The sequence below is a fragment of the Streptomyces sp. NPDC005566 genome, from assembly GCF_040605575.1.
GTDB lineage: Bacteria > Actinomycetota > Actinomycetes > Streptomycetales > Streptomycetaceae > Streptomyces.
Map to the genome: position 1 here is coordinate 347,091 of NZ_JBEXDB010000001.1, position 22,336 is coordinate 369,426.

At 70.4% G+C, this 22,336-nt stretch carries 22 protein-coding genes; 14 read left to right on the plus strand and 8 right to left on the minus strand.

Annotation, left to right across the window (positions count from 1 at the left end):
- The first annotated feature begins 60 nt into the window (after positions 1-60).
- Together fabF and ABZS61_RS01710 are read left to right on the plus strand one after the other, a co-directional pair.
- Positions 61-1,323, plus strand: coding sequence for a beta-ketoacyl-ACP synthase II (gene fabF / locus ABZS61_RS01705; RefSeq protein ID WP_356414510.1), 1,263 nt, complete (start codon positions 61-63; stop codon positions 1,321-1,323).
- Between the two features lie 120 nt (positions 1,324-1,443).
- A complete protein-coding gene (locus tag ABZS61_RS01710) occupies positions 1,444-2,055 on the plus strand; it encodes a hypothetical protein (RefSeq protein ID WP_356414513.1) in 612 nt (203 codons plus the stop codon).
- 87 nt (positions 2,056-2,142) lie between these two features.
- Here the strand turns inward: ABZS61_RS01710 and ABZS61_RS01715 are convergent, their stop codons facing one another.
- The gene (locus ABZS61_RS01715; protein WP_356414516.1) at positions 2,143-2,637 is read right to left on the minus strand and encodes a DUF3145 domain-containing protein; all 495 of its coding nucleotides are present in this window, start codon (positions 2,635-2,637) and stop codon (positions 2,143-2,145) included.
- Between the two features lie 362 nt (positions 2,638-2,999).
- Here ABZS61_RS01715 and ABZS61_RS01720 point away from each other — a divergent pair, with 362 nt between their 5' ends.
- Entirely contained in the window at positions 3,000-3,911 is a 912-nt protein-coding gene (locus tag ABZS61_RS01720) for an SGNH/GDSL hydrolase family protein (protein ID WP_356414519.1), read from the plus strand.
- Positions 3,912-3,922: 11 nt separating this feature from the next.
- A complete protein-coding gene (locus ABZS61_RS01725; protein ID WP_356414522.1) occupies positions 3,923-4,915 on the plus strand; it encodes an aldose epimerase family protein in 993 nt (330 codons plus the stop codon).
- 42 nt (positions 4,916-4,957) lie between these two features.
- Here the strand turns inward: ABZS61_RS01725 and ABZS61_RS01730 are convergent, their stop codons facing one another.
- Positions 4,958-5,566, minus strand: coding sequence for a LysE family transporter (locus ABZS61_RS01730; protein ID WP_356414525.1), 609 nt, complete (start codon positions 5,564-5,566; stop codon positions 4,958-4,960).
- 12 nt (positions 5,567-5,578) lie between these two features.
- Entirely contained in the window at positions 5,579-6,361 is a 783-nt protein-coding gene (locus ABZS61_RS01735) for an EI24 domain-containing protein (RefSeq protein ID WP_356414528.1), read from the minus strand.
- A 111-nt stretch (positions 6,362-6,472) separates the two neighbouring features.
- Here ABZS61_RS01735 and ABZS61_RS01740 point away from each other — a divergent pair, with 111 nt between their 5' ends.
- The 6 genes from ABZS61_RS01740 (at position 6,473) to mmsB (ending at position 13,639) form a co-directional block, all read left to right on the plus strand.
- Positions 6,473-7,627 (plus strand): mandelate racemase/muconate lactonizing enzyme family protein, encoded by a 1,155-nt coding sequence (locus ABZS61_RS01740; RefSeq protein ID WP_351168265.1) that lies wholly within the window; start codon positions 6,473-6,475, stop codon positions 7,625-7,627.
- Positions 7,624-8,643, plus strand: coding sequence for an alcohol dehydrogenase catalytic domain-containing protein (locus ABZS61_RS01745; protein ID WP_356414532.1), 1,020 nt, complete (start codon positions 7,624-7,626; stop codon positions 8,641-8,643). Before ABZS61_RS01740 ends, ABZS61_RS01745 begins: the two co-directional genes overlap by 4 nt.
- Before the next feature lie 93 nt (positions 8,644-8,736).
- Positions 8,737-9,726 (plus strand): hypothetical protein, encoded by a 990-nt coding sequence (locus ABZS61_RS01750; RefSeq protein ID WP_356414535.1) that lies wholly within the window; start codon positions 8,737-8,739, stop codon positions 9,724-9,726.
- 2 nt (positions 9,727-9,728) lie between these two features.
- Positions 9,729-10,835: a multiple monosaccharide ABC transporter substrate-binding protein gene (gene chvE / locus ABZS61_RS01755; protein ID WP_356414538.1), complete on the plus strand. Its 1,107-nt coding sequence runs from the start codon at positions 9,729-9,731 to the stop codon at positions 10,833-10,835.
- Positions 10,836-10,870: 35 nt separating this feature from the next.
- Positions 10,871-12,391 (plus strand): multiple monosaccharide ABC transporter ATP-binding protein, encoded by a 1,521-nt coding sequence (gene mmsA, locus ABZS61_RS01760; RefSeq protein ID WP_356415133.1) that lies wholly within the window; start codon positions 10,871-10,873, stop codon positions 12,389-12,391.
- Positions 12,392-12,397: 6 nt separating this feature from the next.
- Positions 12,398-13,639, plus strand: coding sequence for a multiple monosaccharide ABC transporter permease (gene mmsB, locus ABZS61_RS01765; RefSeq protein WP_356414541.1), 1,242 nt, complete (start codon positions 12,398-12,400; stop codon positions 13,637-13,639).
- Between the two features lie 193 nt (positions 13,640-13,832).
- Here the strand turns inward: mmsB and ABZS61_RS01770 are convergent, their stop codons facing one another.
- From ABZS61_RS01770 to ABZS61_RS01780, 3 genes are all read right to left on the minus strand, one after another.
- Positions 13,833-15,350 (minus strand): alpha-N-arabinofuranosidase, encoded by a 1,518-nt coding sequence (locus tag ABZS61_RS01770; protein ID WP_356414544.1) that lies wholly within the window; start codon positions 15,348-15,350, stop codon positions 13,833-13,835.
- Positions 15,351-15,553: 203 nt separating this feature from the next.
- Positions 15,554-15,982: an organic hydroperoxide resistance protein gene (locus tag ABZS61_RS01775; RefSeq protein ID WP_356414547.1), complete on the minus strand. Its 429-nt coding sequence runs from the start codon at positions 15,980-15,982 to the stop codon at positions 15,554-15,556.
- A 66-nt stretch (positions 15,983-16,048) separates the two neighbouring features.
- The gene (locus tag ABZS61_RS01780; RefSeq protein WP_356414550.1) at positions 16,049-17,077 is read right to left on the minus strand and encodes an NADP-dependent oxidoreductase; all 1,029 of its coding nucleotides are present in this window, start codon (positions 17,075-17,077) and stop codon (positions 16,049-16,051) included.
- A 114-nt stretch (positions 17,078-17,191) separates the two neighbouring features.
- Here ABZS61_RS01780 and ABZS61_RS01785 point away from each other — a divergent pair, with 114 nt between their 5' ends.
- A complete protein-coding gene (locus ABZS61_RS01785; RefSeq protein WP_356414553.1) occupies positions 17,192-17,671 on the plus strand; it encodes a MarR family transcriptional regulator in 480 nt (159 codons plus the stop codon).
- A gap of 31 nt (positions 17,672-17,702) precedes the next feature.
- Here the strand turns inward: ABZS61_RS01785 and ABZS61_RS01790 are convergent, their stop codons facing one another.
- Positions 17,703-18,404: a hypothetical protein gene (locus ABZS61_RS01790; RefSeq protein WP_356414556.1), complete on the minus strand. Its 702-nt coding sequence runs from the start codon at positions 18,402-18,404 to the stop codon at positions 17,703-17,705.
- Positions 18,405-18,527: 123 nt separating this feature from the next.
- Between ABZS61_RS01790 and ABZS61_RS01795 the strand changes: the two genes are divergently transcribed.
- From ABZS61_RS01795 to ABZS61_RS01805, 3 genes are all read left to right on the plus strand, one after another.
- A complete protein-coding gene (locus tag ABZS61_RS01795) occupies positions 18,528-19,100 on the plus strand; it encodes a hypothetical protein (protein WP_356414559.1) in 573 nt (190 codons plus the stop codon).
- A 133-nt stretch (positions 19,101-19,233) separates the two neighbouring features.
- A complete protein-coding gene (locus ABZS61_RS01800) occupies positions 19,234-20,271 on the plus strand; it encodes a rod shape-determining protein (RefSeq protein ID WP_356414562.1) in 1,038 nt (345 codons plus the stop codon).
- Between the two features lie 18 nt (positions 20,272-20,289).
- Positions 20,290-21,795 (plus strand): GAF domain-containing protein, encoded by a 1,506-nt coding sequence (locus tag ABZS61_RS01805; protein ID WP_356414565.1) that lies wholly within the window; start codon positions 20,290-20,292, stop codon positions 21,793-21,795.
- On the opposite strand, the gene ABZS61_RS01810 is transcribed toward ABZS61_RS01805, so the two are convergent.
- The gene (locus tag ABZS61_RS01810; RefSeq protein ID WP_356414568.1) at positions 21,773-22,204 is read right to left on the minus strand and encodes an Lrp/AsnC family transcriptional regulator; all 432 of its coding nucleotides are present in this window, start codon (positions 22,202-22,204) and stop codon (positions 21,773-21,775) included. The genes ABZS61_RS01805 and ABZS61_RS01810 overlap by 23 nt on opposite strands.
- Between the last annotated feature and the right edge of the window lie 132 nt (positions 22,205-22,336).

Genomic DNA, 22,336 nt, shown 5'->3' on the forward strand with positions numbered 1-22,336 from the left:
TCGCCACCCGGCGGTGGCGCCGCTGATTCACGACCCTCTACACGTGGAGAAGATTTTCCAGTGAGCCCGACCAATCGCACCGTGGTCGTCACCGGTATCGGCGCAACCACTCCGCTGGGTGGCGACTCCGCATCGACCTGGGAAGGTCTGATGGCCGGTCGTTCCGGCGTCAAGCCCCTCGAGGGCGAACGTTTCGCCGAACTGCCTGTCCGGATCGCCGCCCTCGCGGCTGTCGACCCGGGCGACGTCCTGCCCCGCCCGCTCGCCCGCAAGCTGGACCGCTCGGCGCAGTTCGCACTGATCGCGGCCCGTGAGGCCTGGGCGGACGCCGGCTTCACCGGCAAGGCCGGTGAGGACGAGAAGATCCAGCCCGAGCGTCTGGGCTCGGTCATCGCCTCCGGTATCGGCGGCGTGATCACCCTGCTCGACCAGTACGACGTGCTGAAGGAGAAGGGCGTACGCCGCGTCTCCCCGCACACCGTTCCCATGCTCATGCCCAACGGCCCCGCGGCCAACGTCGGCCTGGAGGTCAACGCCCAGGCCGGTGTCCACACCCCGGTCTCCGCCTGCGCGTCAGGTGCCGAGGCCATCGGGTACGCCGTCGAGATGATCCGCACCGGCCGTGCCGATGTGGTCGTCGCCGGTGGCACCGAGGCGGCGATCCACCCGCTGCCGATCGCCGCGTTCGCCAACATGATGGCGATGTCCAAGAGCAACGACGAGCCCGAGAAGGCCTCGCGTCCGTACGACACGGGCCGTGACGGCTTCGTCCTCGGCGAGGGTGCCGGCGTCGTGATCCTGGAGTCCGCGGAGCACGCCGCCGCGCGTGGCGCCAGGGTCTACTGCGAGGTGCTGGGCCAGGGCCTGTCCGCGGACGCCCACCACATCGCGCAGCCCGAGCCGACCGGCCGGGGCATCGCCGCCGCCATGCAGAACCTGCTGGACGCCACGGACCTGAAGCCGTCGGAGGTCGTGCACCTGAACGCGCACGCCACGTCCACGCCGCAGGGTGACCTCGCGGAGATCAAGGCGCTGCGTGCGGTGCTGGGCGACGACCTGGACCATGTGGCGATCTCCGCCACGAAGTCGATGACCGGTCACCTGCTCGGTGGCGCGGGCGGCATCGAGACCGTGGCGACGGTGCTGGCCCTGCACCACCGGCTGGCGCCGCCGACCATCAACATCGACAACCTCGACGAGGCGATCGAGGCGGACGTCGTGCGCGATGAGCCGAGGGCACTGCCCGAGGGACCGATCGCCGCGATCAACAACTCGTTCGGCTTCGGCGGCCACAACGTCGTCCTGGCGTTCCGCTCGGTCTGATCCGTTGCCTGCCGCGAGGCCCGCTTCCCACTCCCGGGAGGCGGGCCTCCTGCATGGCAGGGGATGCCACCGGGCTGCCGCTTCGTCCCGGACAACCCGTTCGACCAGCGAGGTAAGGGCATGCACACGACCATCAGTCCGTTCTCCCTCGCGCGTCTCAAGGAGAAGCAGCCCCACGGGCGCACCAAGTTCGGCTGGCAGGGCACTTCTCCGGAGTTCGGCGACATCCGAGTGGTGTACCCGGCGGGCCGGGACATGACGAACGTGCTCGTCTCGGAGGTACGTGGTGGTCTGATCCCCACTTCCACGTTCGAGACGCGCGGCGCGCACACGGAGGTCGCGTCCATGCCGACCCTCAACCGTTCGACGCTCCGGGTGGGCGACGCCCTGGTGCGCATGCATCGGAACCGGTGGGCGGCCACGCACCGGGGGCGCTCCCTGCACATGACGTGTCTGGGTGATTCGTACCGGCTCACGGCGATCGACCGCCGGACCTACGAGCTGTTCAGGCAGCCCGACTCCGACGACCCCGGCGCCACCGTCAGGGTGCGGCAGTCGGGCGTCGGGAGCGGCAGGAAAGTCACCGTGCGGGCGACGGGCCGGGTCCTGCCCGGCGACGTCTCCCTGGCGACTGTCTTCTCCGGGGTCGACCGGTCCGTGCTGACGCGGCGCGGAGCCGTACGGGCCGGTCTGTCGAGGATCTTCGGCTTCTGGGCCGAGTCCCACTCCTGAGCGGACAGGGCACGGCCCCCGCCCGCACCAAGAGGACAAACGTTTCAGCCCGGCCTGACTCGGGGGCAGGCCGGGCCGAGGTGCCGGTCACACCACCTGGTGGAGCCAGCGGACGGGCGCGCCCTCGCCGGCGTGGCGGAAGGACTCCAGCTCGTCGTCCCAGGGCTTGCCCAGGAGCTTGGCAACCTCCGCCTCCAGGTCCGTCTCGCCGCTCACGGACCGGGCGAGCGCGGCCCGCAGCCGGTTCTCGGGGATCAGGATGTCGCCGTTCATACCGGTGACCGCGTGGAAGATGCCGAGGCCGGGCGTGGAGCTGTAGCGCTCGCCCTCCGCCGTGGGGCACGGCTCCGCCGTCACCTCGAAGCGCAGCAGGTCCCAGCCACGGAGTGCCGAGGCGAGCTGGGACGCGGTGCCGGCTCTTCCCTTCCAGGAGAATTCGGACCGCCAGGTACCGGGGGCGGCCGGCTGTCTGATCCAGTCGAGCTGGACCCGCACACCGAGGACGCCCGCCACTGCCCATTCGATGTGCGGGCACAGCGCGCGCGGTGCGGAATGAACGTACAGGACTCCACGTGTCGTCACCGGGACCTCCAGTGTGGGACGAGGTTCGCCTTCCCCAGCGGCCTCGCGCCCGTACCGCCTCTTCCCGGCCGGCTCCCGAGGTTGTCAACAGTAAACAGCATCGGGAGTGAATCTCCTGAAAAGGGACAGTATGTGACGTGAGGTAACTTACCGGAGCTGCCCGATTCGGATGCCGGCCGGCAAGGCGTCACTGGTTCGACGGGGAAAAGCTACCGTGCGCCGGGGCCGGGCGTGTGACGTACCGTCGGTCCTGGGCCCATGATTCCCCCAGCATTCACCCGCGAGGGCGCGCGGGCCCACCACCTGGGGCTGTCGGTTGTGCCAGAGGCACAATCACCCGTGTGACCGGAGGGGAAACTGGGATGCCTGAGTGCTCGTCACGCCGTCGTGTCCGCGGTGTCGCCGCCGCGCTGACGGCCCTTTCGTTCCTCGGTGCCGCGCTGACGGGCTGCACCGGTGGTTCGTCCGCGACCACGAAGGGCGCGGCCAGACCGCAGAGTCCGCCCCCCTCGCCGGTCCGGGTGTGGGATGTGAGCCCGGCGTCCATCGCCGCCGTGGGGGACTCCATCACCCGGGGCTTCGACGCCTGCTCGGTGTTCGCCGACTGCCCGGAGGTGTCGTGGGCGACCGGCACGGACGACGGGTTCGACAGTCTCGCGGTACGGCTGCTCGGCGCGGCGAAGGCGCCCTCGCACAGTTGGAACCATGCCGTGTCGGGAGCCCGGATGGCCCAGCTGCCGGAGCAGATGGTGCTGGCCGCCGAGGAGAAGCCGGACCTGGTGACGGTGATGATCGGCGCCAACGACGCCTGCCGGGACTCGGTGCGGCTCATGACTCCGGTGGCGGACTTCCGGGCCTCGTTCGAGGCGTCGATGCGGCAGTTGCGCGGTGCGGCGCCGAAGGCCCAGGTGTACGTGTCGAGCGTGCCGGACCTCAAGCGGCTCTGGTCGACCGGGCGCGGCAACCCGCTGGGCAAGCAGATCTGGAAGCTGGGGATCTGCCGGTCGATGCTGGGCGACGCGGACGACATGGGCACGGCGGCCGTCGCGCGGCGCGACGCGGTGCAGGAGCGGGTCGTCGCGTACAACGAGGTCCTGAGGGATGTCTGCGGGAAGGACCTGCGCTGCCGGTACGACGGCGGGGCGGTGTTCGACTACCGGTTCACCGGCGAGCAGCTCAGCCCGTGGGACTGGTTCCACCCCGGCCGTGACGGCCAGGCCAGGCTGGCCGAGATCGCTTACCGCAATGTCACCGCGGCGGGACCCCCCGCGTAAAGTCCGTGATCATGACGACGGGTACAGCGGCACACGGCGAAGACTTCTCCACCCTCGCGGACGGCACCGCCGTACGGCGCTGGACCCTGGAACGGGACGGCACCCGGGTGCGTGTGCTGACGTACGGCGCCGTCGTGCAGTCGGTGGAGGTACCCGGCCGGGACGGCACCCGGGCCGGAGTGGCCCTCGGCCTGCCGGACGTCGCGGACTACGAGAAGTACACCGGTCCCTACTTCGGCGCCCTGGTCGGGCGGTACGCGAACCGGATCGGGGGCGCCGCCTTCGTACTCGACGGGCAGACGCACCGGGTGACGCCGAACGAGGGCCGCAACCACGTGCACGGCGGCACGCGCGGCTTCGACAAGCGGGTGTGGGACGCCGAGGAGGTACCGGACGGCGTGCGGCTCTCCCTGGTCGCCGAGGACGGCGAGGAGGGCTTCCCGGGCCGGCTGGCGGTTTCGGTGACGTACACCCTGGACGAGGGCGGGGCACTGCGGATCGCCTACCGGGCGACGACCGACGCGCCGACCGTGGTGAACCTGACGAACCACACGTACTGGAACCTGGCCGGCGCGGACAGCGGGAGCGCGCTCGGGCACGAACTGCGGCTCGCGGCCGGGCGGATCACGCCGTCGGACGCCGAGTCCATTCCGACGGGCGAGTTCGCTCCGGTGGACGGAACCCGGTTCGACTTCCGGAAGCCGAAGCCGGTGGGTCCGGGGTACGACACCAACTACGTGCTCGACGGGACCGGCGAGGAGCCGGTCGCCGAGCTGTACGACGCCGGCTCGGGAAGGCTGCTGACGATCCGTACGACGGAGCCGGGTCTGCAGCTGTACACCGCCGACCACTTCGAGGGGCGGCCGTTCGTGGCGTGCGCCGGGATCGCGCTGGAGACGCAGCACTTCCCCGACTCCCCCAACCGCCCGGAGTTCCCGAGCACGGTGCTGCGGCCGGGCGAGGAGTTCGAGTCGACGACGGTGTACGGCTTCTCGGTGCGCTGACGTCGGGCTCCCGCCACGGCGGCCGATGCCGCCGGGAGCGGCTCAGCGAGCCAGGCCCAGGGTGATGCCGAGGCCGACCAGGACCGAGCCGATCGTGCGGTTGAGGGCCTTCTGGCGGCGCAGCATCGCGGTGCGCAGGTGTGAGTGGGAGAAGAACAGTGCCACCAGACCGAACCATCCGAAGTGGGCGAGCGACATGAACAGCCCGTAGCCCGCCTGCTGCCACAGGGCCGTGTCCGGGCCGACGACCTGGGTGAAGGTGGACACGACGAAGAGCGTGGTCTTGGGGTTCAGCACATTGGTGAGGAAGCCGGTGCGCAGGGCCCCCAGCCCGCTCAGGCTGCGCTTCTCGCCCAGGTCGACGGTGAGGTCGCCGCGGTCGAGGAAGGTGCGTACGCCGATGTAGACGAGGTAGGCCGCGCCCGCGAGTTTGATCGCGGTGAACAGGGCGGTGGACGAGGCGATCAGCAGGCCGACGCCGAGCATGGTGTACGTGACGTGGACCAGGACGCCCGCGGCGACTCCGGTGGCCGCGAGCAGGCCGGTGGGACGGCCGTAGAGGTAGCTGTTGCGGACGACCATCGCGAAGTCCGCGCCCGGGCTGATGACCGCGAGCAGGGTGATGAGGGCGACAGCGAGGATCTCGGTCATAGCCGGGGCCCTTCAGTCCTTGCGAAGGGTGTGCGGCGACGGGGCGGGTGCCGGAGCGGGGGGCGCCGTGAGGTCGCGGGCCAGCAGCGTGGCCCCGGCGACGGCACCGGGCATCAGGAAGACGGCGACGAACGGAACCAGGAAGGACAGTGCGAGCGGGACACCGAAGCCGAGCACCAGCATGCGGCGACCCCGCAGCATGCTGAGCCGGTCCTTCAGGACCATGCCTCGGCGCTGGAGTGCCACGGCGGTGAGCTCCTGGGCGAGGAAGTAGCCGGTGACGCAGAACCCCAGGGCGGGGATCACCGTCTGCCCGATGACCGGAATGAATCCGAGGGCGAAGAGCAGCACCCCGTACAGCGCCACGCGCAGCAGGATGCGGACGGAGTCGCATGCGGAGATCCACAGCTCGCGCCAGAGCGGCAGCCCGGATTCGGGCACGTCGCCGCCCTCGCTGCGGTCGACCTCCTCGGAGAGCGACTCGTAGAACGGCTGGCCGACCAGGAGGGTCACCGCGGTGAAGGTGATGACTGCCAGGAACAGCCCGAGGACGAAGACCAGGACGACCAGGGTGTTGCGCAGCAGCCCCAGCCACGGCGAGGACCAGTCGTCGGCGAAGGGCGTGGCCCAGGCGACGAAGTCGTCGCCGCCGTAGCCGAGTCCGATGAGTGCGCCCGCGTACACGACGAGGGTGACGAGGCCGGGCAGCAGACCGAATCCGAACCACCGGCCGTGCCCGAAGGCCCAGCGCTGTCCCTTTATCAAGTAGCCGAAACCCGCCCCGAGATCACTCATACGCGTCAGCGTACTTGCGCGAACCATTGACACTGCCCCGGGCCCGTCATTACCGTCACGCCAGCATTTCGAACGAGTGACGAAATACCGAACAGTCGAGAGGTAACAGCCGTGCGTATCACCGGAATCAGCACGCATGTCGTCGGCACGCCCTGGCGCAACCTCACCTATGTCCAGGTTCACACCGATGAGGGGCTCACCGGTGTCGGCGAGACGCGGATGCTGGGGCGGACGGATGCGCTGCTCGGCTACCTGCGGGAGGCCTCGGCCAATCACATCACAGGGTCCGATCCGTTCGCGGTGGAGGACCTCGTGCGCCGCATGAAGTACGGCGACTTCGGGCGGGCCGGGGAGATCGTGATGTCCGGCATCGCGGTCATCGAGATGGCGTGCTGGGACATCAAGGGCAAGGCCCTCGGGGTCCCGGTCTGGCAGCTGCTCGGCGGGAAGGTCACCGACCGGGTCAAGGCGTACGCGAACGGCTGGTACACCACCGAGCGCACCCCCGAGGCGTACCACAAGGCGGCTCAGGCAGTCGTGGAGCGCGGCTACCGGGCCCTGAAGATCGACCCCTTCGGTACGGGACACTTCGAGCTCGGCCAGGAGGAGACCCGGTACGCCGTGTCCCTGATCGAGGCCGTACGGGACGCCATCGGGCCCGACACCGAGCTGATGCTGGAGATGCACGGGAGGTTCAGCCCGTCGACGGCGGTGCGGATCGCCCATGAGATGGCGCCCTTCAAGCCCGCCTGGCTGGAGGAGCCGGTGCCCCCGGAGAACCTCAAGGCGCTGAGCAAGGTGGCGGAGAAGGTCGATCTGCCGATCGCGACCGGTGAGCGCATCCACGACCGGACCGAGTTCCGCGAGCTCTTCGAGTCGCAGGCCGTCGACATCATCCAGCCCGACGTGGGCCACATCGGCGGCATCCTGGAGGCCCGCAAGCTCGCCGCGACCGCCGAGACCCACTACACGCTGATCGCCCCGCACAACGTGGGCGGCTCCGTACTGACGGCGGCCAGCCTCCAGCTGGCCGGCTGCACGCCCAACTTCAAGATCCTCGAGCACTTCAACGACTTCGCGGACGCCGACATCAAGAAGGTCGTCAAGGGCGCACCGCACGTCGATCCCGCCACCGGCTGTTTCGAACTCTCCCACGCCCCCGGCCTCGGCGTGGAGCTGGATGTGGACGCCGCTGCCGAATTCCCGCAGCAGCAGGCGCGGTTCGACCTGTGGGCGGACGGCTGGGAGAAGAGGCAGCCGAAGTGACCCCGCGCTCGCGTTCGTTGGTCGTCGAGCGGCCCGGCCTCCACCGGCTCTCCGAGGGGCCCCTCCTGGAGCCGGGCCCCGGCGAGGTCCGGGTGCGGGTCGCCGCGGCCGGAATCTGCATGAGCGACCGCGAGGTGTACGACGGCAACCGGGACCCGGCCTATGTGCGCTATCCGCTGGTGCCCGGTCACGAATGGTCGGGGACCGTCGACGCGGTGGGCGAGGGTGTCGATCCCGCGCTGCTCGGACGGCGTACGGTCGCCGAGGGCTTCCGTGCCTGCGGGCGCTGCGAGCGGTGCCGGTACGGGGAGACGTCGCTGTGCGCGGAGGGGTACGACGAGACGGGGTTCACCCGGCCCGGCGGGTTCGCCGACCATGTGGTGGTCCCGGCGCGGCTGCTGCACCTGCTCTCCGACGACGCCGACCTGCGGGCCGCGGCCCTGCTGGAGCCCGCCGCGGTGATCGCGGCGGCGGTGCGGGCCGGCGATCCCGAGCCCGGTGAGCGGATCGCGGTACTGGGGGCAGGGACGCTGGGGCTGCTCGCGGTCCAGCTGCTGGCGGCGGTGTCGCCCTCGGAGCTGACGGTGATCGACCCGCGGGAGGAACGGGCCTCCCTGGCACTGGACTTCGGGGCGGGCGAGGCCCGCACCCCGAAGGAGGCGGAGGAGGTGCGGGGCCGCTACGACCTGGTCGTGGAGACCGCCGGCGCCCCGTCCACCGCGTCCGACGCGTGCCTGCTCGCTCGGCGCGGCGGGCGGGTGGTGCTCACCGGGATGTTCTCTCCGGGGGCCGTGGGCATCGATCCGGTGCACCTCTCGCTGAGCCAGCTCACCGTGCGCAGCGTCTTCGGGGCGCCGTCGGCCGCCTGGTCGTACGCGGTGCGGGCGTTCACGGCCGGGCTGCTCGACCCGGCGCCGCTGATCACCCATGAGTTCCCGCTGGAGCGGTTCGCCGAGGCGGTGGCGCTGGTCGGCGCCGGGGGTCCGGAGACCGGGAAGGTGCTGCTGCGCCCGTGACGGGTCCGCCCTCAGTCGCTCCGCACCCGCGCGTACCGGCGCACACTCCAAGATCCGAACTTCGTCCGAAATACCGAACATGAAGGACCAGTCGTGAACGACGTCTCAGTCTCTTCCCCTGGTGCCGTCGGCCCCCGCCGTCCCGGCGACGCCGCACTCACCGCGCTCGGACTCGGCGCCGCGCCCCTGTCCCCCGCCGACGCCTCCCCCCACTCCTTCCCCGACGGCGGGAGCTGGCGCACCGAGGTGCCGTCCGTGGAGGGGCCGGAGGCCCTCGGTGTCGTCCTGAAGGAGTCCGCCCGTCTCGGCGTCCCCGTCCACCGCATCAGCCAGGGCAGCGGCATCTGGATGCTGACGGACTCGGAGATCACCGAGATGGTGGAGGGCTGCGCCGAACGCGACATCGAGCTCTGCCTGTTCACCGGTCCGCGAGGCACCTGGGACACCGGCGCCTCGGTCCGCACCGATTCCGGCGGCGCGGGGCTGCGCTCCCGGGGCCACGACGCCCTGGCCGGCTGCGTCGAGGACGCCCTGCGCGCCACCGGGCTGGGCGTCACCTGCCTGCTCGTGGCCGACGAGGGGGTCCTGTGGACCCTGCACCGGATGCGTGAGCAGGGCCTCCTGCCGGCCGGTACCACCTTCAAGGTGTCGGCCCTGATCGGACCGGTGAATCCCGCCTCGTACTCCGTGTTCGAGCAGCTCGGCGCCGACTCGATCAACATCCCGTCCGATCTGTCGCTCGCCCAGTTCACCGAGATCCGCCGGGTCTCCCGGGCCCCGATGGACCTCTACATCGAGGCACCGGACGACCTCGGCGGCTACGTGCGGATGTACGAGGCGGCCGAGCTGGTACGCCGCGGAGCCCCCATCTACCTGAAGTTCGGCCTCTCCAGGACCCCCGGCATCTACCCCTACGGCCATCAGCTGCGCGATGTCGCACTGAACTCCGCCCGCGAGCGCGTCCGGCGCGGACGCCTCGCCCTGGATCTGCTGGCCCGGCACGGCGCCGACGGCGGCATGTCGCCGCTCGGTTCCCGCCTTCCCGGCCGGCTCAACCGGTTCCCTCTCACCCCGAAGGACTGACCATGCGCACCACACGAGCCGCAGCTGCAGCAACCGTCATCGCACTCTCCCTCGCTCTCGCCGCCTGCGGGCAGAGCGGCGAGGGCGGCAGCAAGGAGGAGAAGAAGGGCGGCGAGGGATCCACCGTCGGCATCGCGATGCCGACCAAGTCGTCCGAGCGCTGGATAGCCGACGGCAAGAACATGGCCGCCGAGTTCAAGAAGCTCGGCTACAAGACCGACCTGCAGTACGGCGAGGACGACGTCGACCAGCAGGTCTCGCAGATCGAGAACATGATCACCAAGGGTGTGGACGTCCTGGTGGTCGCGGCCATCGACGGCCGCGCGCTGGGTGATGTGCTGCGCCAGGCGGGCGAACAGGGCGTCAAGGTCATCTCCTACGACCGGCTGATCCTCGGCACCGAGGACATCGCGTACTACGCCTCCTTCGACAACGAGAAGGTCGGTGAGCTGCAGGCCGGGTACATCATCGAGAAGCTCGGGCTGAAGGACGGCAGCGCGAAGGGCCCCTTCAACGTCGAGCTGTTCGCCGGCTCGCCGGACGACAACAACACCCGGTACTTCTTCCAGGGCGCCTGGAAGACCCTCAAGCCGTACATCGACAAGAAGCAGATCGTCGTCCGCTCCAAGCAGACGAAGCTCGACCAGGTCACCACCCTGCGCTGGGACGGCGGCACCGCCCAGAAGCGCATGGACGACCTGCTCACCAGCGCGTACTCCTCGGCCCAGGTGGACGCGGTGCTCTCGCCGTACGACGGCATCTCCATCGGCATCATCTCGGCGCTCAAGTCGGACGGTTACGGCACGAAGGCCAAGCCCTACCCGGTGGTCACCGGACAGGACGCCGAGGTCGCCTCGGTGAAGTCGATCATCGCGGGCCAGCAGACCCAGACCGTCTACAAGGACACCCGGGCACTCGCCAAGCAGGCCGTGCAGATGGCGGACGCCGTGCTGAACGACAAGAAGCCCGAGGTCAACGACACCACCACGTACAACAACGAGAAGAAGGTCGTGCCGTCCTTCCTGCTCGACCCGGTGAGTGTCGACAAGACCAACTACCAGGCCGAGCTGGTGGACTCGGGCTACATCAAGGAGAGCGACCTCAAGTGACCGGGCCACTGGGCGGCAGCGGACCCGTCCTTCAGATGCGGTCCATCGTCAAGACGTTCCCCGGGGTCAGGGCCCTCTCCGATGTCTCGCTGACCGTCGCCGAGGGCGAGGTGCACGCGATCTGCGGGGAGAACGGGGCCGGCAAGTCGACCCTGATGAAGGTCCTCAGCGGCGTGCATCCGCACGGCAGTTACGAGGGGGACATCCTCTTCCGCGGCGAGCCCTGCGCCTTCAAGGACATCCGGGCCAGCGAGGCGCGCGGCATCGTGATCATCCACCAGGAGCTCGCCCTGGTGCCGTACCTCTCCATCGCCGAGAACCTCTTCCTCGGCAACGAGCACGCGCGCCGCGGCGTCATCGACTGGAACGAGACGCTCCGGCACGCGGCGGCGCTGCTGAAGCGGGTCGGTCTGGACGAGCACCCGCAGACGCGGGTCGCCGACCTCGGGGTCGGCAAGCAGCAGCTCGTGGAGATCGCGAAGGCGCTGGCCAAGGAGGTGCGGCTGCTGATCCTGGACGAGCCGACCGCCGCGCTCAACGACTCGGACAGCGAACGCCTCATCCGGCTGATCAAGGAGCTGAAGGGCCAGGGCATCACCTCGATCATCATTTCGCACAAGCTGGGCGAGATCGCGGCCGTGGCCGACTCGGTGACCGTCATCCGGGACGGCCGCACGGTGGAGACGCTGGACGTGACGGCGGAGTCGACCACCGAGGACCGGATCATCCGCGGCATGGTCGGGCGCGATCTCGACCACCGCTTCCCGCCGCGTTCTCCGTACGAGGGCGAGTCCGGGGCACATCCCGCCCTGGAGATACGCGACTGGACGGTGCACCACCCCATCGACCAGCACCGCAGGGTCGTCGACGGTGTGTCCGTGGAGGTCCGGCGCGGTGAGATCGTCGGGATCGCCGGGCTGATGGGCGCGGGCCGGACCGAGCTCGCGATGAGCGTCTTCGGCCGGTCCTACGGCCGCGGCATCAGCGGCCGGGTCCTGAAGGACGGCCGGGAGATCCGCACCCGTACGGTCCCCGAGGCCATCGGGCACGGCATCGCGTACGTCACCGAGGACCGCAAGCAGTACGGCCTCAACCTCATCGACACCATCGGCCGCAACATCAGCCTCAGCGCCCTGGGGAAGGTGGGGCGGCGCGGCATCGTCGACGAGCACGAGGAGACGCGGGTCGCCGAGTCGTACCGCACCTCGATGAACATCAAGGCCCCGACCGTCTTCGAGCAGGTGGGCCGGCTCTCCGGCGGCAACCAGCAGAAGGTCGTCCTCAGCAAGTGGATCTTCGCGGGTCCCGATGTGCTGATCCTGGACGAGCCGACCCGGGGCATCGACGTCGGCGCGAAGTTCGAGATCTACACCGTCATCGACAAGCTCGCCGCCGAAGGGCGGGCGGTCGTCCTCATCTCCTCGGAACTGCCCGAGCTGCTCGGCATGTGCGACCGCATCTACACGATGTCCGCAGGCCGGCTCACCGGGGAGGTCCCGCGCGCGGAGGCCACCCAGGAAGTTCTGATGCGCCACATGACCAGCGACAAGAGGTAACGGAACATGTCCACGGCCACCACCGAAACACCGAAGAGCCCGGGGCCGTCGCGGCCCGGGGCCGGCTCCGCGTCGTCCACGCGCGGACTGCTCCTGGACGCCGCCCGGCGCAACATGCGCCAGTACGGGATGCTCATCGCGCTCGGCCTGATCGTCGCGCTGTTCGGGATATGGACCGACGGCGTCCTGCTCAGGCCGAACAACGTCACCAACCTGGTCCTCCAGAACAGCTACATCCTGGTCCTGGCCATCGGCATGATGATCGTGATCATCGCCGGCCACATCGACCTGTCCGTCGGTTCACTGGCCGCCTTCGTGTCGGCGGCCTGCGCCGTGATGATGGTCGAGCACGACGTGCCGTGGGTCCTCGCCCTGGTCCTCGCGCTCCTCCTGGGCGCGGTCGCGGGCGCGTGGCAGGGCTTCTGGATCGCGTACGTGGGCATCCCGTCGTTCATCGTGACGCTCGCCGGGATGCTGCTCTTCCGCGGCGGCACCCAGATCCTGCTCGGCAGCCGCTCCATCGGGCCGTTCCCCGAAGGCTTCCAGAAGATATCCACCGGCTACCTGCCGGAGCTCGGCCCGGAGACCAACTACCACAACCTGACGCTGGTCCTGGGATTCATCGTGCTGGCCGTGGCGCTGCTCCAGGAGGTCCGCGACCGCAACCGGCAGAAGGAGTACGCGCTCGAGGTCCTGCCCCGCAACATCTTCCTGGCCAAGTGCGTGGCCATCGCGGCGGCCGTCCTGGCGTTCACCATGACGCTGGCCAGCTACCGCGGTGTCCCGGTCGTCCTGCTGCTGCTGGCCGTGCTGCTCATCGGCTTCGGATACCTCATGCGCAACGCTGTCATCGGCCGCCATGTGTACGCGCTCGGCGGCAACCAGGCGGCGGCGAAGCTCTCCGGGGTCAAGGACAAGCGGGTCATCTTCCTGGTCTTCGTCAACATGGGAGTTCTGGCCGCGCTGGCCGGAATCGTCTACGCGGCCCGGCTGAACGCGGGCGTCCCGCAGGCAGGCACCAACTTCGAACTGGAGGCCATCGCCGCCGCGTTCATCGGCGGCGCCTCGATGAGCGGCGGCGTCGGCACGGTCTTCGGCGCGGTCATCGGCGGTCTGGTCCTCGGCGTGCTGAACAACGGCATGTCCCTGGTGGGCATCGGCACCGACTACCAACAGGTCATCAAGGGCTTCGTTCTGCTGGCCGCGGTCGGCTTCGACGTCTGGAACAAGCGCAAGGTCGGCTCGTGACACCCCCTTCCGCCAGGAGGAGTCGTCCATGCCCCGCGCAGGGGTGACGGGCGCTCACGCCACGACGGCCGGACGTACGCCCTCGACGGTGCTGCGCCCCGGTGACACGTACCGTTCGACGACGGTCCAGTTCTCGACGCGCTGACCGCGTCCCCCTGGAGCGGCGCCCCCGGCGGGGCGCCGCTCCTTGCTGTCAGGCCAGCCGGATCATGTTCCAGGACATCGGTTCCAGGGTGGCCCTGAGCGTGCCGCCGGCGAGCGCGGTGCCTTCTGCGGCGTGCGGGGCGACCCGCTCGGGCTCGGCCAGGGTGTTGCGGGCCTCCGGGTCGGCGTCGGAGACGACCAGGTGCTCGGCGACCTGCTCCAGGTCCAGTCCCGCCAGGGCCACTTCGAGCGGCAGGGCGGTGTCCTGGCTGCGGTTGACCGCGAACACGGTGACCGCCCCGGAGCCGGGGTCCCGCACGGCGGTGGCGTGCAGCAGATCCGCCTCGCCGTACTTCGCCGTCGCGTACGTGGGTGAGTCCACCCGTACGTCCAGCACCTGGCCCCGCCCGTACCGTGCGGCCTGGGCGAAGGGGAAGAAGGTCGTCTGGCGCCAGGCGGGACCACCGGGCTCGGTCATGATCGGAGCGATGACGTTGACCAGCTGGGCGAGGCAGGCGACGGTGACCCGGTCGGCGTGGCGCAGCAGCGCGATGAGGAGGCTGCCGAAGACGACGGCGTCCGTGACGCTGTAGTTGTCCTCCAGCAGCCGGGGTGCCTCGGGCCAGTCGAGGGGGTTCTCCGCCGCGTCCTGCTGGAAGCGGGCCATGTACCAGACGTTCCACTCGTCGAAGGAGAGGTTGATCTTCTTCGTCGACTTGAGGCGGGCGCCTACGTGGTCGCAGGTGGCGACGACGCTCTCGATGAAGGACTCCATGTCCACGGCCGAGGCGAGGAAGGAGCCGCGGTCGCCGTCGGTCTCCTCGTAGTAGGCGTGCAGGGAGACGTAGTCGACGAGGTCGTACGTCTCGGCGAGCACCGTCGCCTCCCAGGCGGCGAACGTCGGCATGGAGCGGCTGGAGGAGCCGCAGGCGACGAGTTCGACGGACGGGTCGATCTGGCGCATCGCGCGGGCCGTCTCGGCGGCGAGGCGCCCGTACTCCTCCGCGGTCTTGTGGCCGGTCTGCCAGGGGCCGTCCATCTCGTTGCCCAGGCACCACAGTGTGATCCCGAAGGGGTCCTTGTCGCCGTGCGCGATGCGGCGGTCGGACAGTTCGGTGCCGGCCGGGTGGTTGGCGTACTCCTGGAGCCGGATGGCCTCCTGGACGCCGCGGGTGCCGAGGTTGACGGCGAGCATCGGCTCGGCCTGCGGGCCTATCTTCCGGAGGAAGCCGATGTACTCGGAGAGGCCGAAGCGGTTGGTCTCGGTGGAGCGCCAGGCCAGGTCGAGGCGGCGGGGGCGCTCGTCGACGGGGCCGACGCTGTCCTCCCAGCGGTAGCCGGACACGAAGTTGCCGCCCGGGTACCGGATGGCGGTGACGCCGAGCTCCCGGACGAGGTCCAGGACGTCGGTGCGCAGACCGGCCTCGTCCGCGGACGGGTGGCCCGGCTCGTGGATGCCGTCGTAGACGCAGCGGCCGAGGTGTTCGACGAAGGATCCGAAGAGCCGGGGGTCGACCTCGCCGACGGTGAAGGCGGGGTCGAGGGTGAAGCGCGCGGTGGGGGTCATGACTTCCTCACGGGTCGACCGGTCGTGTTCGATATGTCGAATGCTGCTCGTCAATTCGAACGGACCGTAGGGTCCGAACTCCGTGCAGGTCAATGCTCTTGCGCCTTTCACGGCCGGACACGGCCGGGGGCCGCCCGTGTCAACGGCCGAGGGCCGCACCCCTCTCACGGGATGCGGCCCTCGGTACTACGTGCGGTACCTGGTCAGGCGACGGACAGCTCGACCTTGATGTTGCCCCGGGTGGCGTTCGAGTACGGGCACACCTGGTGCGCCTTCTCGACGAGCGACTGGGCGGTGGCCCGGTCGACGTTCGGGATGGAGGCGGTGATCGCCACCTCCAGGCCGAAACCGCCGGCTTCGGTCTTGCCGATGGAGACCGACGCGGTCACCGTGGAGCCGGTGATGTCCGCCTTCTCCTTGCGGGCGACCACGCCGAGCGCGCCCTGGAAGCAGGCGCTGTAGCCGGCCGCGAAGAGCTGCTCGGGGTTGGTGCCCGCGCCGCTGCCGCCCATCGCCTTCGGCGGGTTGACGACGACGTCGAGGTTGCCGTCGTCGGACGAGACGCTGCCGTCACGGCCGTTCGTGGCGGTGGCGACAGCGGTGTAGGCCACGTCTATGTGCTCAATGGTCATGCCGGGAAATCCTCCTGCTGATGCGCCGCGACTCGCGCCCACGGACCGCGGCGGCCTGCACCGAGCCTAACGGGTGGCGTCGAGCGAGACGATCATCTTGCCGGTGTTCTCGCCGCGCAGGAGGCCGAGGAACGCGTCGAAGCCGTTCTCGATGCCCTCGACCTTCGTCTCGTTGTACTTGAGCTCACCGGAGGCGAGCCAGCCGGCGACCTCCTGGACGAACTGCGGCTGGAGCGCGGCGTGATCACCGACGAGGATGCCCTGCAGGCGCAGCCGCTTGCCGATGACGAGCGCGAGGTTGCGCGGGGCGGGGGTGGGCTCGGTGGCGTTGTACTGGGCGATCATCCCGCAGATGGTGGCGCGGCCGTGCACGTTGAACGAGGAGAGCGCGGCCTCCAGGTGCTCGCCGCCGACGTTGTCGAAGTAGACGTCGATGCCGTCCGGGGCGGCCTCGCGGAGCTGGTCCTTGACGGGGCCGTTCTTGTAGTTGAAGGCCGCGTCGAAGCCGTACTCCTCGACGAGGAGCTTGACCTTCTCGTCGGAGCCGGCCGAACCGATGACCCGCGAGGCGCCCTTGATCTTCGCCATCTGGCCGACCTGGCTGCCGACCGCACCGGCCGCGCCGGAGACGAACACGGCGTCGCCCTCCTTGAAGGAGGCGACCTCGAACAGGCCCGCGTAGGCGGTGAGCCCGGGCATGCCGAGCACCCCGAGGTAGGCGGAGAGCGGGGCGAGCGAAGCGTCGACCTTCACCGCGTGCTTGGCCGGGACCGAGGCGTACTCGCGCCAGCCGAGGCCGTGCAGGACGTGGTCGCCGACCGCGAATCCCTCGGCCTCGGAGGCGATGACCTCGCCGACCGCGCCTCCGTCCATCGGGTGGTCGAGCGTGAAGGGCGGGGTGTACGACTTCACGTCGTTCATCCGGCCCCGCATGTAGGGGTCGACCGAGAAGTGCAGGTTGCGGACGAGGACGCGGCCCTCACCGGGAGCAGTCACCGGCGCCTCGCGCAGCGCGAAGTCCTTGGCCTCGGGCCAGCCGTGCGGGCGGGCGACAAGGTGCCATTCACGGCTGGACGTGGGAAGTGCTGCAGACATGGCTCGGGTTCTCCTCGGCGCTCACGGGACGGGAAGCAGAAAATGCTTCATGACATGAAACAACCATGCGCCCAGATATTTCACCTTGTCAAGTAATTGGGTATCCTGGACGTCATGGCCACCTCACGTACGGATCCTCTGACCCTCGAAGTCATCGAACTCATCGGTGGCGTCGTGGCGCGCTACCACGAGGAGTACGACAGGGCCGCGGCGACACACACGCTGACCGGCGCGCAGGCCAGGGTCCTCGGACTCCTCTCCCTCCAGCCGATGCCCATGCGCAGGATCGCCCAGAAACTCAAGTGCGAACCGTCGAACATCACGGGCATCGTCGACCGTCTTGAGCTCCGCGGCCTGGTGGAGCGCCGTCCCGACCCGTCCGACCGGCGGGTGAAGCTGGCCGCTCCCACGCAGGATGGCATCCGGACGGCGAGGCAGCTGCGGGACGCGCTCGACTTCGCCAGGGAACCGCTCGCCGAGCTGTCGGACGCGGAGAGGTCGGTGCTGCGGGACCTGCTGCGCCGGATGCTCGGGGCGGACGCGGACGCACACACGGACGTGGACGCGACCGGGGACTCCGGGACCGCGGCCTAGGGTCGGGCCCGGACGAGAGGCTTTGGGGGCCTCAGGTGCAGAACCACAGCCACCGGGTGCACGTCTCGGACGGTGACGGGGTGGGCTCGGGGTCGTTCGTGGGTTCCGGCTGCGCCGGGCCGGATGTCGGCTCCCCGGGACTCGACGGATCGGCCGGGGCCTCGGTGTCGTCGGGATCCGAGGGCGACGGTGAGGGCGTGGCGTCCGCCGGAGCGGAGGCCGACGCGGACTTCTCCGGCGAGGGGGAGCCGCTCGGCCCCTCACCGGCCCGGTCGCTGTGGGAGTCACTGGCCGGGACCACGGGGGAACTGTCCACCGGCGCCGGGTCGCCGGGCACCTCGCTCGCCTGCAGTTCCGGAACCGGGTCGACCGCGGCGGTCGTCGACTCGCTCACGTAGTCGGCGGCGCCGTCGTCACCGTCCGGTTCGATGGCCAGCTCGGCCAGGCTCAGCGCGCCGACGGCGAGCACGACGCCGATTCCCGTCAGCAGGATCCCGCGGCCTCGGCGGCGGCGGGCACGACGGCCCCGCCCACGCCCCTGGGCGGCGGCGACCCGGGCACGACGGCGGTGCCCTTGGGGCCCGGAGGTCTCGAGGGTTTCGCCCGGCTGTTCCGGCTCGTGACCGGAGTGGAGCGGGTCGGCGTAGGGGGCCAGCGCGTCGGCGGGTGTTCCGCAACCGGCGCAGGCCAGGGCGCCGTTGAGGTGCCGTCGGCACGGGTGGCAGTAATCCATGGCGCCCGCAGACTAGACGCGCGAGGAACGACGGAGGAAGCCGCTCAGGTGAGGATCCTGTGTGGAAGCCCGGATTCCGAAGCGCGCCGCCCGATACGAGTGAGACGCGGCAGGATGGGCGCCATGACCGCTCCCGCCCCGTTCGGGCCGCTTCAGTTCCAGCTCGTCCTGCTGCGCCGGATGGCCGATCACCAGCCGGATCTGGTGGAGGACGCCCGCCATGAGCTGAGCGCCTCGCTCGCCGAGATGCGGGAGGCGAACCGGCGGTGGCAGGCCATGCTCCGCGCCCCCCGCGGCCGGGGCGCGCTGCGCCGCTACCGGTCGGTGCTCGGCGAGCCCGAGAGCTCGGTACGCCGCAAGGTCGGCGACCTGGAGTGCGACGCGCTGCTCTGGCCCCTGCCCCTCTGGCCCGATCTGCGGTTCGAGGTGATGGCGGGTCCCGGCGGGGCCGTATGGAACGAATGGCTGGTCCGGGCCCCTGGCGCGGCCGGCCCCGAGCTGCGCGCGAGCGGGGACCTGCGCCCCTGGTCGTGCACCGTGGACGAGGTGGCCCGCGCCTTCGCTCCGGTCCGTCCGATGGAGGGCAGCGCACCGACCCGGTGGGCACTGGCCGTCACCGACCCCGTCGACCACCGGCCGTACGTCGCCGAGTTCACCTGGGGCCTGTTCCAGCGGCTGCTCCCCGGCCTCGCCTGACACCTGGCGCCCCGTCAGCACGGGGTCCCTCCTACGGCTCACCCAGCGCGCGCGGCGCCCTCCCCGGCGCGACGATGCCAGGAGAGCCGGCTGCCGCCGGTACCCCCCGTCAGCGCTCTCGGGAGAACCTGCCGTGACCGTCAGTCTTGAGCAGTTGCGCCGTTGCCATGTCGCCGTCGACCTCGGGGCCGCGAGGACCCGCGTGTACATCAAGGGAGTGGGTCTCGTCGTCGACGAGCCCAGTGTCGCCGCCGTGAACACCCGCACCGGATCTCTCATCGCCGTCGGCGCCCTCGCCGAACAGATGACCGGCCGTACGCCCGCGTACATCCGGGTGGTCCGCCCCGTCTCCGGCGGAACCGTCGTCGACATCGAGATGGCCCAGCGCATGCTGCGCCACCTCCTCGGCGAGAAGCTCCGCCGCCAGCTGCGCCGCAAGCCCCGGCTGCGCGCCGCCGCCTGCACCCCGCACGACGCCGATCCGCTGGCCCAGCGTGCGGCCGTCGAGACCCTCGTCGGACTCGGCGCGCGCCGGGTGGAACTGGTCGACACCCTGATCGCGGCGGCCGTCGGCTGCGGGCTGCCGGTGGAACAGCCGACCGCCACCATGATCATGGTGTGCGGGGCGGCGACCACCCAGATCGCGGTGCTCTCGCTCGGCTCGATCGTGACGGCCGTACGCATCCCGATCGGCGGCGAGGCCATCGACCACGCGGTGATCCAGCACCTTCGCCAGTACCACGAGCTGATGCTGCCCAGTCAGTCCGTGCGGCCGCTGCAGCTGGCGCTCAGCGGCAACGGTCTGACGCTGAACGGCCCGGCCACGACGGAGATCCACGGCCGTGACGTGGCCACCGGCCTGGCCCGCTCGGTGGAGGTCGACACCGCCGCCGTACGGAAGGCGATCCACGCCCCGCTCACCGCCGTGCTCGACGGCCTGGGCAAGGTGCTGCGCGACTGCCCGCCCGATCTGGTGGCGGACATCGCGGACTCCGGGATCATGATGGTCGGCGGCAGCGCCCTGCTTCCCGGGCTCGACCAGATGCTGCGCGACGCCACCGGGGTGCCCGTGCACATCGCCGAGAAGCCCGACGTGTGTTCCGTGCTCGGTCTCGGCGCCATGCTGGACGGCAAGGTCCAGCCGCTGGTCCTCAGTCCGCTCGTCGGCTGAGCGCCGACGGGGTTCCGCATGGCCGAGGCAGATCTCGAACTGCGCACCACACTGCAGCACATCGTGGACACCGCCACGGCACTGACCGGGGCACGGTACGGGGCCCTGAGCATCCTCGAAACGGAACACCGCCGTGTCACCGACCTGTTCACCACGGGCCTGACCGACGCCGAGCGCCTGGAGATCGGCCGTCTTCCGGACGGGCACACGGGAATCCTGGGTGTGCTCGTCGATGACCCGCAGCCGCTGCGCCTGGACGATCTGACGGCCGATCCGCGTTCCTCGGGCATGCCGCCCGGACACCCTCCGATGCGCTCCCTCCTCGGGGCTCCCGTCCGGGTGCACGCCGAGGTGCTCGGCAGTCTCGTCGTCACCGAGCGGTGCTCGGGGCGTTTCACGGACACGGATCTGGCGCTGCTGAGGCTGCTCGCCTCCCAGGCCGGTGCGGCGATCGGCGGAGCCCATCTGTACGAGTCGGCGCGGCAGCGGGAACGGTGGATCGAAGGATCCGCAGCGGTCACCCGGGCGCTGCTGACCGGCACTACCACGACGGACGCCCTGACGACGGTCGCCGAAGGGGCCAGGATGCTGGCAGGGGCATCGGCCGGGGTGATCCTCCAGCCGACCGGGGACGGCGGAATGGAGATCGTCGCCGCCTCCACGCTCGATGACCCCGCCGGTCTCGTCGGCACGGTCATCGAACCCGGCTCCCCCGTCCTCGTCCAGCTGCTGGGCGGTGAGGAGGTCTTCATCGAGGACTCGGCCACCGACCCGCGGATGACGACGCACGTGCGCTCCCGCTTCGGACCCAGCATGATGCTGCCGCTGCAGAGCGGCGGCCGGCTGATCGGCACGCTCGCCCTCCCCCGGCGGCGCGGCGACCGCCCGTACACGACGGTGGACCGGCTGCTCGCGTCGCAGTTCGCCTCCCAGGCGGCCCTGGCCCTGGTGATGGCGGACGCCCAGCACTACCGGGAACAGCTGGCGGTCTACGAGGACCGTGACCGGATCGCCCGCGATCTCCACGACCTCGTCGTACAGAGGCTGTTCGCGACGGAGATGATGCTGGAGTCGACCCGCCGCAAGGACGTGTCGGGGGACAGCGAGACCGACGAGCTGCTCGGCAGGGCCGTCGACGAGCTGGACTCCACCATCCAGGAGGTCAGGACGGCGATCTTCGCACTCCAGCAGCCGCCCGCCGATGCTCCCACCAACTTTCGCGGCAAGGTGCTGCGCGAGACCGGCGGTGCGGCTGCGGTGCTGGGCTTCCAGCCGTCGGTGCACTTCGCGGGGGCGGTGGACGCCCTGGTACCGGAACCGGTGGAGGAGCAGCTGCTCAGCGCGCTGCGCGGGGCGCTGGCCGCCGCGCACCGGCGCACGGAGGTGTCGGCCATCGAGGTCGAGGTGGACGCGACCGCGCGGGAGCCCGACGGACGCGCGGCGGTGCGCCTCGTGGTGGCCGACGACGGGCGTGCCGAGGACGGCACGCGGTCGCCGACCGTCACTTGGCAGGCGCCGCTCTGAGAGCGATCCGAGTGTTGGAGTGGGCGACACCGGCGTCCCGTTTGAGCCGGCGCAGCAGCGCGTCCAGGGAGCCCGGGTCGGCGGCCGTGGCCCGTACGAGATAGTCGTGGCTGCCCGTCACGTGCACCACCTCGGTGATGCCTGGCAGCGTGAGGACGGAGCGTTCGAACTCCTCGTTCGTGGTGTCGAGGCGCAGCGTCACATCGATGAAGACGACGAGGCCCGAACGGGTGTCGGCGGCCGGGTCGACGATCACGGTGAAGCCGCGGATCACCCCGTCACGGCGCATGTGGCGTACGCGGTCGCCCGCGGCGTTGGCGCTGAGCCCGACGCGTACGCCCAGATCGCGGTACGAGATCCGGGCGTCCTCCTGGAGAATGCCGAGGATCTCTCTGTCCAGCCGGTCCATACCAGCGATTGTCGCAGCCCCGGCCCGGAAGCGGCGGGCGAGCGGTGCCCCGCGGAGCCCCGGGAGTGCCGCTGCGCCAAGGGGCGTCTGGGGGGAGAGGCCTTCCCCGTTCGGAGCAGTCCCACGCGCCCC